General features: G+C 71.0%; 15 protein-coding genes. 5 read left to right on the top strand and 10 right to left on the bottom strand.

Going from position 1 to position 12,346, the window contains the following annotated elements:
* Both KBX53_RS08250 and KBX53_RS08245 read right to left on the bottom strand, forming a co-directional pair.
* The coding region (locus KBX53_RS08250) for an SDR family NAD(P)-dependent oxidoreductase (protein WP_210858411.1) at positions 1-281 on the bottom strand (281 nt) is incomplete at its 3' end.
* A 50-nt stretch (positions 282-331) separates the two neighbouring features.
* Positions 332-790 (bottom strand): Lrp/AsnC family transcriptional regulator, encoded by a 459-nt coding sequence (locus KBX53_RS08245; RefSeq protein ID WP_030334044.1) that lies wholly within the window; start codon positions 788-790, stop codon positions 332-334.
* Positions 791-1,060: 270 nt separating this feature from the next.
* On the opposite strand from KBX53_RS08245, the gene KBX53_RS08240 reads away from it, so the two are divergent.
* The gene (locus KBX53_RS08240; RefSeq protein WP_007454516.1) at positions 1,061-1,327 is read left to right on the top strand and encodes a BldC family transcriptional regulator; all 267 of its coding nucleotides are present in this window, start codon (positions 1,061-1,063) and stop codon (positions 1,325-1,327) included.
* Between the two features lie 118 nt (positions 1,328-1,445).
* Here KBX53_RS08240 and KBX53_RS08235 read toward each other — a convergent pair whose 3' ends face one another.
* A complete protein-coding gene (locus KBX53_RS08235; protein ID WP_030334042.1) occupies positions 1,446-2,075 on the bottom strand; it encodes a UbiX family flavin prenyltransferase in 630 nt (209 codons plus the stop codon).
* Between the two features lie 152 nt (positions 2,076-2,227).
* Between KBX53_RS08235 and KBX53_RS08230 the strand changes: the two genes are divergently transcribed.
* A complete protein-coding gene (locus tag KBX53_RS08230) occupies positions 2,228-3,211 on the top strand; it encodes a terpene synthase (protein WP_210858406.1) in 984 nt (327 codons plus the stop codon).
* Positions 3,212-3,258: 47 nt separating this feature from the next.
* On the opposite strand, the gene mqnP is transcribed toward KBX53_RS08230, so the two are convergent.
* From mqnP to KBX53_RS08215, 3 genes are all read right to left on the bottom strand, one after another.
* The gene (gene mqnP / locus KBX53_RS08225; RefSeq protein ID WP_030334038.1) at positions 3,259-4,170 is read right to left on the bottom strand and encodes a menaquinone biosynthesis prenyltransferase MqnP; all 912 of its coding nucleotides are present in this window, start codon (positions 4,168-4,170) and stop codon (positions 3,259-3,261) included.
* A complete protein-coding gene (locus KBX53_RS08220) occupies positions 4,170-5,630 on the bottom strand; it encodes a menaquinone biosynthesis decarboxylase (RefSeq protein ID WP_030334033.1) in 1,461 nt (486 codons plus the stop codon). The genes mqnP and KBX53_RS08220 overlap by 1 nt, the downstream gene beginning before the upstream one ends.
* Before the next feature lie 177 nt (positions 5,631-5,807).
* A complete protein-coding gene (locus KBX53_RS08215; RefSeq protein ID WP_030334031.1) occupies positions 5,808-6,380 on the bottom strand; it encodes a carboxymuconolactone decarboxylase family protein in 573 nt (190 codons plus the stop codon).
* Between the two features lie 82 nt (positions 6,381-6,462).
* On the opposite strand from KBX53_RS08215, the gene KBX53_RS08210 reads away from it, so the two are divergent.
* The gene (locus tag KBX53_RS08210; protein WP_210858405.1) at positions 6,463-6,939 is read left to right on the top strand and encodes a MarR family winged helix-turn-helix transcriptional regulator; all 477 of its coding nucleotides are present in this window, start codon (positions 6,463-6,465) and stop codon (positions 6,937-6,939) included.
* A 262-nt stretch (positions 6,940-7,201) separates the two neighbouring features.
* Positions 7,202-8,563 carry a hypothetical protein gene (locus tag KBX53_RS08205; RefSeq protein WP_210858404.1) on the top strand — a complete coding sequence of 454 codons (1,362 nt, stop codon included), beginning with the start codon at positions 7,202-7,204 and terminating at the stop codon, positions 8,561-8,563.
* Positions 8,564-8,689: 126 nt separating this feature from the next.
* Here KBX53_RS08205 and KBX53_RS08200 read toward each other — a convergent pair whose 3' ends face one another.
* Together KBX53_RS08200 and KBX53_RS08195 are read right to left on the bottom strand one after the other, a co-directional pair.
* Entirely contained in the window at positions 8,690-8,872 is a 183-nt protein-coding gene (locus KBX53_RS08200) for a DUF397 domain-containing protein (protein ID WP_210858412.1), read from the bottom strand.
* A complete protein-coding gene (locus KBX53_RS08195) occupies positions 8,869-9,675 on the bottom strand; it encodes a helix-turn-helix transcriptional regulator (protein ID WP_210858403.1) in 807 nt (268 codons plus the stop codon). The genes KBX53_RS08200 and KBX53_RS08195 overlap by 4 nt, the downstream gene beginning before the upstream one ends.
* A gap of 337 nt (positions 9,676-10,012) precedes the next feature.
* Between KBX53_RS08195 and KBX53_RS08190 the strand changes: the two genes are divergently transcribed.
* Complete coding sequence (locus tag KBX53_RS08190; RefSeq protein ID WP_030334021.1) at positions 10,013-10,213, top strand: hypothetical protein; 201 nt, start codon at positions 10,013-10,015, stop codon at positions 10,211-10,213.
* 196 nt (positions 10,214-10,409) lie between these two features.
* On the opposite strand, the gene ccsB is transcribed toward KBX53_RS08190, so the two are convergent.
* Positions 10,410-11,381, bottom strand: a complete 972-nt coding sequence (ccsB, locus tag KBX53_RS08185) for a c-type cytochrome biogenesis protein CcsB (protein ID WP_210858402.1) — start codon at positions 11,379-11,381, stop codon at positions 10,410-10,412.
* On the bottom strand, positions 11,381-12,346 hold a 966-nt coding region (locus tag KBX53_RS08180; RefSeq protein ID WP_210858400.1), incomplete at its 5' end, for a cytochrome c biogenesis protein ResB. The genes KBX53_RS08180 and ccsB, both read right to left, overlap by 1 nt.

Genomic DNA, 12,346 nt, shown 5'->3' with positions numbered 1-12,346 from the left:
CACGACGCCCCGGTGACCAGGATTCCGGCGTTGTTCACCCAGAGTGCGAGGTCACCCCGGCTCGCCGCGGTCGCGGCGATGGCGCGGCAGGCGTCCTCGTCCCGGACGTCCCGGGCTGCCGACCAGCCGCCGAGCGGTGCCGCGGCGGCCCGCCCCGCCGCCGGGTCGAGGTCGGTGAGCAGCACCGACCCGCCGTCGGCGGGCAGCGCGGGGGCGATGGCGCGGCCCAGGCCCCCGGCGGCGCCGGTCACCACGGCCACGGGACGCGCCGGAGGGGTCATCGGCGCACGCTACCGCCGGCCGACCGGGCGACACCAGGGGTACGGGATGGTCAGGTCGCGGTCGGGCCGACCGGCTGCGGGCGGTTCTCCCACTTGGTGGAGAGCGCGATGGCGGTACGGGTGGAGGCGACCCCCGGTGTCCGGTTCAACCGCACGATCAACTGCTCCAGTTCGGCGATCGTGCCGACCCGCGCCTTGAGCAGGAACGACTCCACGCCGGCCATGAAGTAGCAGGACTCGATCTCGGGCAGCACCCGCAGCGACTCGAGCATGTCGTCGGTGTCGGCACCGGAGTCCTCGACGATGCCGATCAGCGCGGTGACACCCAGCCCGATCGACTCCGGGGCCACGTCCGCGCGGTAGCCCCGAACCACACCGCTGCTCTCCAGCTTGCCGACCCGTTCGTGCACGGCCGGGGCGGAGAGGCCCACCTGCCGGGCCAGCTCGGCGTACGAGAGGCGCGCGTTGCCGCGCAGCAGGTCGACGAGGCTCAGGTCGATGGCATCCACAGAGAGTGACCCTAACCGTTGCCACGTAACGTGCGGCCTTCGGCACCCGTTGGACTGAGCGGTGAGTCACTGTTCAAAAACCGGCGGTCAGGGCAGAGGTAGCACCAGTAACATTACTAACTCCCCACTCAGTGCATTTTTCGCGTTTGGGCGGACAGGCCATGTCCCTGGTGCTGTAATTGCCATACGTCCCTCATGACGGCTCTGGGCTACGCACCAGCCGGGGGCAGTGTGTTCAGCCGGGGGCTTCGTCGACGCGAGGAGGGGGCTGTGGACACTGGAGATCGCCTGCTGACACCGGGTGAGGTCGCCGCGCTGTTTCGGGTAGACCCGAAAACTGTGACGAGATGGGCGGCGGCCGGCCGGATAGGAAGCATCCGGACTCCAGGCGGGCATCGCCGGTTTCGGGAATCCGAGGTGCGGGCCCTGCTTGAGGGGGAGGGCATGCTGGACGAGGTGGATGAGGTCGGAAAGCCACGCAATGTGGGGCCGGCCGCTTCCACGGGGCCGGGTCCGGCCAACGCCGGCATGTACTGAACTGGTGCGGACAACGCCACGCGGACCGGACACCAGTCCGGTCCGCGTCCCACTTCGGCCGACCGTCGTGCGGCAACGCTGCTCGTCCTGAGCAGCACTGTTCGGCACGAGCGGCGGCTCAGCTTCGCGCTGCGCCGAGCTGGCCGGACCACCGCCGGAACAGGGTGTGTGGGACGCCGAGGGCGTCCAGCACCTTGCCGGCCACGAAGTCGACCAGTTGCTGCGCGCTGGCCGCCGCGCCGGCACCGTAGAAGCCGGGGCTGGCCGGCAGCACCACAGCGCCCGCGTCGTGCAGCGCGATGAGGTGTTCCAGGTGACTGCGGGTCACTGGTGTCTCCCGGGGCACCAGCACCACGGGTCGGCGTTCCTTGAGGTTGACCTCGGCGGCGCGCTGCAACAGGTCCTTGGAGAGCCCGATCGCGACGCCCGCGCAGGCCGCCGTGCTGGCCGGGACGACAGCCATCCCGCGTACCCGGTAGGAGCCGCTGCTCGGCCCGGCGGCCAGGTCACCGGCCGGCCAGTGCCGGACATCCGCAGAGGTCAGGTCCCGGCCGAGCCAGGCGGCGAGGTCCTCGGCCCAGTGCCCGTCACGGAAGGGCCGGCCGGTCTCGTCGAGCACTGTGAGTCGTGCCGCCCGGGACACGATCAGGTCCACCGGCTCGCCCGCGTCGAGCAGCCCGCCGATGACGGCCGCCGCGTACGGCGTACCGGAGGCACCGGAGACCCCGACCACCCATGGTTCCCGCATACCCCCAGCCTGCCTGGTCCGGCTGGTCCGCCGGTGGGCACCCCCGGGGTCGGTACGGTCCGACATGTCGGGCGGGGCACCTGTGCCTCCCGCCGACCTGACATGCTGCGGCTGGCGATTCGCACCGGAACCATCTCGCAGAGGAGGCATCGGTGACGACCGGCGAGATCCTCCGGGCGCTGCGTGCCGAATGTCCGATCCCGTCCCAGCTGCCCGCACACGCCGACCGGGTGCAGGGCTGGCTGCTCGATCTGCTGCCCGAGCTTGGCCTGCCACTGGACGACGCCGCGCTGCGCCGGCTGTCCCGGGGGGCCTTCGCCCGGTACGCCGGGCGGCTCTACCCCGGGGCGACCGAAGCCGACCTGCGGGTGCTGACCGCGCTGTTCACCTGGTTCTTCCTGGTCGACGACGCCTGCGACGGGCCGAACCGGTTGACTCCGGGGCAGATCCGGGCGTTGCGCAACGGCACCCTGGCACTGCTGCACGACGGCGCCCGGCTGCGGCAGACCGGGCTGAGCGGGCCGCTGCGGCGACTGCTGGTGCTGGCGTGGCGGGAGCCGCGCCGCCGGATGCCGGCCCGGTGGCGGCTGCGCTTCGCCGACGCGGTGGCCCGACACCTCGACGGCACCTGGCAGGAGGCGGTCAACAAGGAGACCGGCCGCCGCCCGAGCGTCGACGAGTACGTCGAGCTGCGTCGGGCGACGTCGGCGGCGGAGGTGTCGTACCCGCTCGTGGAGTTCGTCAGCGGCCGACCGTTGCCCGACCCGGTCTACCACCACCCGCTGCTGCGTCAGATCGCCCGCACCGGCAACGCCCTGCTCTCCTGGTCCCACGACCTGGCCTCGCTGGACCGGGACCGGACGACCGCCGGCGGGCACAACCTGGTCCTCGCCCTGCAGGCCGAGCTCGACCTGCCGGAGGCGGAGGCGGTCGAACGCGCGGCCGAGCACTGGCGGGAGGCGATGCGGCGTTTCGTCGCGCTGCGCGCCGCGGTGCCGTCGTTCGGTCCGGCGTTGGACAGGGCGGTCGCCGACCATCTCGACGGGGTCGCGTACGCCGTGCGCGGGACCATCGACTGGACCTTCGAGAGCGCCCGCTACCCCGTCAGCGCCGCACCACCAGCCCCGGAGCCGTAGGCCGGGCCGGATCACCCAACCCATCGGCCGGGCCGGATCACCCGACCTCAGGGCCGCAAGCCGAGCCGGATCACCAGGTCGAGCAGGGCGAAGAGGAACAGCGCGATGCCGACGAACCCGTTGGCGGTGAAGAACGCCCGGTTGACCTTGCTGAGGTCGGTCGGGGTGACCACCAGGTGCTGGTAACCGAACGCCACAGCGGTCAACGCCAGCCCGATCCACCAGAGCCAGCCGAGGCCGATCAACGCGCCGAACCAGATGAACAGCGCGAACGTCACCACGTGCGCGACCGTGGAGGCGTGCAGCGCGAAACGCCGACCGTAGCGGGCGGGCACGCTGTGCACGCCGATCTCCCGGTCGATCTCCGAGTCCTGGCAGGCGTAGATCAGGTCGAAGCCGCCGATCCACAGGCCCACGGCCGCGCCGAGCAGCCAGGCCGGCCCGGAGCCGTCCAGGGTGCCGGTGACCGCCAGCCAGGCGCCGACCGGGCCGACCGCCTGGGCGATCCCGAGGATGGCGTGCGGCCAGTTGGTGAACCGCTTGGCGTACGGGTAGACGACCAGCGGCACCACGGCGAGCGGCGCGAGCACCAGGCAGAGCGGGTTGAGCAGGGCGGCAGCGACGAGGAAGACCACCAGTGCGACGGCCGCGCCGGTCCAGGCCGTCCGCACGCTCACCGCTCCGGTGACCAGTTCCCGTCCGGCGGTACGCGGGTTCCGCGCGTCGATCTTGCGGTCGAGGATCCGGTTGGCGGCCATCGCGAACGTCCGCGCCCCGACCATCGCCACGGTGATCAGCAGCAGGTCGAGCCACCGTACCCGCCCGCCGTTGATCTGCATGGCGGTCAGCGCGGAGAGGAACGCGAACGGCAGCGCGAACACGGAGTGCTCGACGGCGACGAGCTTCAGGAAGGACTTGGTCCGGCCCGGCTTCGCCGCCGGTGCGTCGAGGACGGCCATCAGATCCCGTACTCCTTCCAGCGCTTGTCGACCAGGGCCGTGACCTCGGGCGCCATGCTCATCTCCTCGGGCCAACCACGGGTGTAGCCCTCGGTGGGCAGCTTGCGGGTCGCGTCGACGCCAGCCTTGCCGCCCCAGAACTGCTGGTACGACGAGTGGTCGAGGTGGTCCACCGGACCCTCGGTGAGCAGCAGGTCGCGGGCGTAGTCGACGTTGCCGAAGGCCCGGAAGGCGACCTCGTTGTAGTCGTGCACGTCGCAGTCCTCGTCGACGATCACGATCAGCTTGGTCAACGACATCAGGTGCGCGCCCCAGATCGCGTTCATCACCTTCTGCGCGTGCTTCGGGTAGCGCTTGCGGATGGAGACGATCGCGCAGTTGTGGAAGACGCCGGCGGCCGGCAGGTCGTAGTCGACGATGTCCGGGATCATCAGCTTGAGCAGCGGCTGGAAGATCCGCTCGGTGGCCTTGCCGAGGCCGTGGTCCTCCTGCGGCGGCTTCGAGGTGACGATCGAGTGGTAGACCGGCTTCCGCTGCATGGTCATCGCCTCGATGTGCAGCACGGGGAACGGCTCGACCGGCGTGTAGAAGCCGGTGTGGTCGCCGAACGGCCCCTCGGGCAGCCGCTCACCGGGCTCCAGGTAGCCCTCCAGCACGATCTGCGCGTGCGCCGGCACCTGCAACGGCACGGTGAGGCAGTCGACCATCTCCACCCGCTCGCCGCGCAGGAAACCGGCGAACAGGTACTCGTCGATGTCACTGGGCAGAGGCGCGCTGGCCGCGTACGAGACGACCGGGTCGCAGCCGATCGCGACCGCGACCGGCAGGCGCTGCCCGAGCCGCTCGGCGACCGCGTGGTGTGCCGTCGAGTCCTTGTGGATCTGCCAGTGCATGCCCAGGGTGTTGCGGCCGTGCTGCTGGAGCCGGTAGAGGCCCAGGTTGCGCTTGCCGGTCTCCGGGTGCTTGGTGTGGGTCAGCCCGTAGTTGTGGAAGATCCCGCCGTCGTCCGGCCAGACCTGCAACCCCGGCAGTCGGTTGAGGTCGACATCGTCGCCCCGGTAGACGACCTCCTGGCAGGGCGCGGTCTTCACCTTGCGCGGCGGCAACGACTTGAGCTGCATGACCTTGCCGAGGCCCTCGCGGATGCCGGACCAGCCAACCGGCAACTCCGGCTTGATCATCGCGCCGATCCGGGCACCGATCTCGTCCAGTGTGTCGACGCCGAGCGCCATCGCCATCCGCTTCTCGGTGCCGAAGAGGTTGATCGCCACCGGCATCTCGCCCCGGGTCGGACGCTCGAAGAGCAGCGCCGGGCCGCCGGCCCGCACCGTGCGGGTGACCACCTCGCTGATCTCCAGGGTCGGATCAACCGGGACGTCGATCCGGCGCAACTCCCCCGCGCGCTCCAGCGCCGCGATGAAGTCCTTGAGATCGGTGTACGGGAAGCCACGAGCCGCCATGTCGCCCAGTCTCCCGCACCGGCTCCCGCCCGGCCCAAGCCGGGTGCTGTGACGCGCGCGATGGCCGCCACGGCGAGCCCGGTGGGGACGACGCGGCGTGCCTAGATCCACTCGGCTTGCAGGAAGTCGGGGCGTCCTGCGCCTGGAGATAGGCCGACTTTCTGAAAGCCGAGTGGATCAAGACCCGGCGCATGTGCGGGCTGCCGGCGCCCAGGCGTGGGCGGCCAGCGGCGGGTCGAGCGGTGCCCGGGTGAGTCGGTTGGCGAAGGTGGACATGGTGTACGCGCCGACGCCGAGCACCACGTCCAGTGCGTGCCGGGGCTGGTATCCGGCGGTCAGGAAGTCGTCCAGCTCGTGGTCGGGCACCGCGCCCCGGTGGTCGAGCACGGCCAGCGTGAACCGGCGCAGCGCCTCCAGTCGCGGCTCGGGCAGCACCGAGCCGGCCCGCAGCGCGGCGATCAGCTCGGGAGTCGCGCCGAGCTGGGTGAGCTTGCCGGTGTGCAGGGCGACGCAGAAGTGGCATTCGTGACTGGTGGAAACCGTCAGGATGACCACCTCCCGGTCCAGCGGGGCGAGGTCGGTCTGCTCAAAGCCCGCGCTGGCGGCGAGGAAGCCGGTGAGCAACTGTGGCGAATCGGCCATCAGTGCCACCGGGGTGGGCAGCCAGCCGAACCGGCCGCTTACTCCCTCGATGGACCGGCGGGCGGCGGCGGGGGCGGTCTCAGCGGTGTGGGCGGTGAAGACGGACATGGTTACCTGCTTTCCAGGGCTTGGTTCGGGGACGGTACGATAGTCAACGTGGTTGACGAAATAGTAAACGTGGTTGTCGAACATGGCAACCCCTGATCCCGCGCGGCCCGGCTTCGCGCTACCGCTGTTGCTGCTGGCCGGCTTCCGGACGCTGATCGACGACCTGCACGCCGAACTGGCCCGGGAGGGGCATCCGGAGCTACGACCGCTGCACGGGTTCGTGCTCCAGGCCGTCGGTGCGGACGGCACCACCGCCACCGAGTTGGGCCAACGGCTGGGCATCTCCAAACAGGCGGCGGGCAAGACCGTCGACCGGCTGGTCGCCGTGGGGTACCTGGAGCGGGCCGACGACCCCGCCGACGCCCGACGCCGGCTGGTGCGGGTCACGCCGCGCGGCGCCGACGGGCTACGCCGCTCGGCCGAGATCTTCGACCGGCTGCGGGCACAGTGGGCCGACACCCTCGGCCCTCAACGGGTCACCGCGATGGAGGACGACCTCACCACGATGGCCTCGGCCAACTGGTTCCGGCTCGACGTGCCCGGCTGGTTCGGCGGCTGATCGCCCGCTGCCGTGCGGGGCTGCCCGCCAACGGCGGGCGGGCGAACTGACCGGAGGCCTCCGCCCAGGTGGAGGGGCCGTTGCGGTGTTGCTGACCGGGTGCCGCGGGCACCAGACCGTGTCCTGTTTCGACGGAGATCACGACCCGCTCGGCCGATCAGAAACTGTCAGAGGCGATCCCTAAGATCATGGATGCCGGTCGGGTCCGGGGTGTTGCAGACCTGACGTCTTCCGATCGGCTCACCCTTCAGCAAGGAGATCAATGAGATCTGTGCGCGTTGCCCGTGGTCGGCTTCTGCGTGGCGTGACAGCGCTGCTCGTCGGCACCGCAGCAGTCGGTGTGGCGGCTGGCCCGGCTGCGGCCGAGGACGACCCCGGCTGGGTCAGCGGATGGCTTGATGACGTCACCGTCGGCGGCCCCGACGCTCCCGGCCGCACGATGCCGCTGACCCTGACCAGCACCGGGGCCAGCCAGCCTCGGGTGACCATCGACCTGACCGGCCTGGCGGGCGTGGCCACCGCCGCCTTCCCCGACTTCTGCGTCACCGAGGGCACCTCGGTGACCTGCCCGATGCCGCCGACGGCCGTCGACGAGTTCGGCACGCTCACCGGCACCGTGCCGGTGGTGTTCCGGCCCGCGCCCGGCGCCCTCGACGGCGCGAGCGGCACCCTCGACTACACGCCGCTCGGCGAGCAGACCGAGGCGTACACCCAGCAGGCGACCGTCACCGTGCGATCCGGGCCCAACCTGCTCGACCTGGTCGACGAGACCGTGACCGGCGTGCAGGTGGGCGACACCCTTCCCGTCCCGGTGGCCGTGGTCAACGCCGGCGACCAGCCGGCCGTGGACCTGCGGCTCACCATGCGCTTCCCGGTGGGCCTGGTGCCGGCCAGCTACCGCAACTGCCGGTACGGCACCGACCAGGTGCTCGCCACCGTGGTCGTCTGCACCGTGCGGGGCACGTTCGCGCCCGGCCAGCGGCACGAGCTGCGGGACGGGTTCGCCACCACTGTCGGCCCGGCGACCCTCGGCAGCAAGCGGATCACCCAGGCCGTGCAACCGCTGGCCAGCGCCGGCCCGCTCCCCAGTGGAGTGAAGCTCCGGAGCCGCGACGCCGACCAGGCGCTACGGCTACGGGCGGTGGGCGCACCGCTCGACGTGCTGCCGGCCGAGGCGACCCGGGCCGAAGGCCAGACCTACCTGCGGGGCGTGCACGGCGCCTTCGACATCGTCGCCAAGGGCGCGGCCGTCACCGGAGCCGTCGGTGACACCGTGCGGGTCACCGTGGGCCTGCGCAACAAGGGTCCGGGCGTGCCGGACGGCAGCCTCTCCGGCGAGGGCGTCGGGGCCTTCCTCTTCGTCCCGCCCGCCGGGGTCACCGTGCTCGCCGCCCCGTCCGACTGCTGGCTGAACGGCGACGAGGAGGAGCCCGAGACCGTCCCGGCAACCTGGTACTGCAACGGACCGGGGTCGGTCTTCCCGGCCGGCACGACTCACAAGGTCGGGTTCGACCTGCGGATCGACACCCTCTCCGGGGCCCCCGGCAAGGTTGAGCCGTTCCAGCGCTACCCCCGGGTGGACGACAACCCGAACAACGACGTCGCCCCCGTGACGGTGAGCTGAGCACCGCACCAGAACGACGCGGGCCGGTCACGGATGATCCGTGACCGGCCCGCATCGCGTAGCCAGGTCAGTGATGACCCGGCGGACGGTCGGCGGGTACGGCGGTCACGAGGATCCGGCGGATGGTCAGTGGGTGCGGGCCAGCTCGACGAAGGCCCGCCACGCGGCCGGGGTGAAGGTCAGCAGGCCGCCGTCGCGGTCCTTGGAATCGCGGACGTGCACCCGGCCGGGCAGGTTGTCGGCGACCTCGACACATGCGCCACTGTTGTTGCCGCTCCGGGTGGACTTGTGCCAACGGGCTCCGGTCAGATCCATGGCTTCACGATCTCCTCGAGCAGGTCGATCGACTGCTGCCGGGGCAGCGCGTCACTGCGCAGACTCTCCCACCTTCCGAGTAGGGTCGCCACCTCGTTGATGTCGTCCACGGCAGTGCCACCGGTCTGATTGTCGAGGAAGCCGAGCCAGCTGCCGTCGGCGGTGCGGCCGAGGATGAACGGCCCGAAGAGACCCGCGTGCAGCCCCACCCCCTGCGGCAGCACATGCACCCTGATGTGCGGACGGCGGGCGCACGCCACCAGGTGTCGGAGCTGCCCGGCCAGCACCCCGGCGCAGCCCTCCGCGAAACGCTGGAGCGCCGCCTCGTCAATCACGGCGGTGAGCTGCGGCGGGTGCTCCCGGTCGAGGATCGTCTGCCGCTCCAACCGGGCCGCCACCAACTCCTCGATGCGATCGGCGGTGAGGCCCAGGTCGAGCCGGAACACCGCCCGGGCGTAGTCGGCGGTCTGCAACAGCCCGGGAATCATCGTCGCCTCGAAGCAGCGCAGCTGGGTGGCGACCCGTTCGACCTCCAGCCAGGGGCGGAACCAGACCGGTTCGCCGTCGCGCCGGCCCAGCTCGCGCAGCGAGACCAGCAGGCCGCCGGTGTCGAGCACCTCGTCGGCCCGGGTCAGGTACGCCTCGTTGGGCGCCGCCTGCCCCAGCTCGACCGCCGACACCATCGACGGCGAGTAGTGCGCCCGTTTGCCGTACTCCTCCTGAGTCAGCCCAGCCGCGAGCCGGGACCGTCGAAGCTGCTCCCGGATCAGCGCCGCCGTGGACACCACTGAGGTCACTGCGTCCCACCTTCCGCCGCGAACGTTGGGTAACCGGACCCACCTGCGCACGGTAGCGATCCCTCAACACTGCGTCATCCCGTGACACTCATATCGGGGTGACGACCGCCTGGCTCGACGACAGTCCAGGGCTCGACGGCAGTCCGGGGCTCGACGGCGACCATCGCGTGATCCACTCGGGCTTCAGGAAAGTGCGGTATCCCCGGCAGCAGGACGCCCCGACTTCGTGAAAGTCGAGTGGATCAACGGCGACCGGGGGGCTGGACATCCGTCAAGACCGGCGGGGGCATCTCACCGTGCCTGGCCGAACGGCGGGACGCGGGAGCAGAGTGGATCCATGTCGGATGCGTACGTCGTCGGCGACCCGGACGGGTTGTCGTCCCTCCAGGTCGAGCTTCGCGACGCCATCGCCCGGGAGCTGCACGCCCAACTGGCGTTGCGCGGCGAGCGGATCGAGCTGGCCGACCTACCCGAGGTGTCCTACCAGGTGACGATCCAGGTCGAGCGGACCATCCGGGCCTCGCTACCCACCCGGTAGACGCGCGGTCCCGACAAGGCCCCGGATGGCCGACCACCCGAGCAACGCGACCTGACCCCGCTGACCGGAACCGGGACCGGCGACCGTGGGCGGGACCGGCGACCGGAACCGGGACCGGCGACCGCGAGCGGGGCCGGTGGAACGACGCGGGCCGGTCACGGATGTTCCGTGACCGGCCCGCACCGCGTTGCGGCTGTCAGTCAAGCCCGCCGTAGGAGTGCAGGCCGGTGAAGAAGATGTTCACGCCGAAGAGGTTCATCAGCACGGTGAGGAAGCCGAGCACCGCGATCCAGGTGGCCACGTTGCGCTTCACGCTGGGCGTGGCGCGGGCGTGCAGGTAGCCGGCGTACACCACCCAGGAGATGAACGCCCAGGTCTCCTTCGGGTCCCAACCCCACGGCCGGCCCCAGGCCGCCTCGGCCCAGATGGCCCCGGCGATCACCGCGAAGGTGAAGATCGGAAACGCGAAGGCGTGCAGCGTGAAGGTCAGCCGCTCCAGGCCGGCCGCGCCGGGCAGCCGCTTGGCCAGGGTGTACGGGAAGCTCCGCTTGCCCTGCTCGTACCCGCTGCGCATCAGGAAACCGACCGCCGGCACCACACCGAACAGGAAGATGCCGGACGCGAAGACGATCGTCGAGACGTGGATGATGAACCAGTACGAGTTCAGCGCCGGCACCAGCGGCACGATCGGCACGTACAGCACCAGCTCGGCGGTGGCGACCAGCAGCACCATCACCAGGGTGAGGAAGAGCCCGAGCTTGCGCAGTGACGGCCGCTTCCAGAGCACCACCAGCCAGGCGGCGACCCCGATGAACGTCACCGTGAGCACGAACTCGTACATGTTGCCCCAGGGCATCCGGTCGGCGGCGAGCCCCCGGGTGACCAGCGCGGCCAGGTGCAGCGCGGCGGCGACAGCGGTGGCACCCACCCCGACCAGGCCCGCGAGCCGGGCCTGCCGGGCGGAACGGTCGGCCGGGGGCGACGACGGGACCGGCGCGGGCGGCGTCGGGAGGACACCACCGCCGACACCGACCAACTCGCGCACCGGAGCCGCCGTGGCGACCCGGGTACGGGCGTTGCCCAGCGCGTACTCGACGGCATGGCCGATCATCGCGACCAGGTAGGCCAGGATCGCGAAGGTCACCAGATTGTCGGAGAGTGCGGACATCACTCGGCTCCTTCTCGCACGCCGGCCCGTTCGGCCGCTGGGTCAGCATCACCCTTGACCGCAGCGATGAGCTGGGTGAACTCGTCGGCGAACCCCGGATAGTCGGTACGCGGCAACCCGCCGACCTCCACCAAGCTACTACCGCTCGTCGGAGATCCTTCCCCGGGGTCGGCCGGCACCACCCGGAAGAACACCCGGCGGCGCTTGCCGAACAGCGAACCCATCAGCCCGACCAGCAGGACACCGCAGCTGACCAGCAGCATCGTCGAACCGGGGTCGTGCCGGATGGAGAGGGTGACGTACCGCTCGGTGCCCAGGAACTCGACTGTCGTGCCGTCGTCCAGCGTCCACTTCTCGCCCTTGCGGAGCAGTTTGGTGCCGACCTCCTTGACCTTCCCGGTCCGCACCTGCCGCTGATCGAGTTCGTAGACCGAGCCGGGGATGCCGGCGTCCAGGCCGAGGTTGCCCCGGTAGGCGACCAGGTTCAGCGCCGGGTTGCGCTCGGTCGGGTACTGCGAGCGGACGAACGGCGCCTGCTCGGGTGCCGTGGGCAGGTAGATGCCGGTGAACGCCATCTGCTGGTCCGGTGCCCGCTGGCCGGTCGCCGGGTCGACGTTGGCGTCCGGGAAGGCGGCCAACCCTTCGCTGGTCAGGCCCATGTCACCGGTGGTCAGGAACGGCTCGTCACTGATCTGGCTGTTGCCGAACCGGTCGGTGTAGCGGATCACCGGGGCGTACCCGTGGCCGAGCAGGTAGACGTTCGCGTCGTTCAACCGCAGCGGCGAGTTCACCGAGAAGTCGGCGCTGCGGGTCGGCTCGTCCGGGCCGTCAACCGTCACCGTGGCGTTGAAGAACTCCGGCTGACCGCTGTCCAGGAAGCGGGCCTGGAAGTCGTCCAGCCGCAGACAGAAGCGGGGCAGGTCGGCGCTGTCCACCCGGGGGCCGAGCTTCGCCTCGGCGTACTG

The organism is Micromonospora sp. M51 (assembly GCF_018070305.1).
Taxonomy (GTDB): domain Bacteria; phylum Actinomycetota; class Actinomycetes; order Mycobacteriales; family Micromonosporaceae; genus Micromonospora; species Micromonospora parva.
The sequence above is the reverse complement of the archived record's forward strand: the minus strand, read 5'-3'. Positions and strand labels throughout refer to the sequence as shown.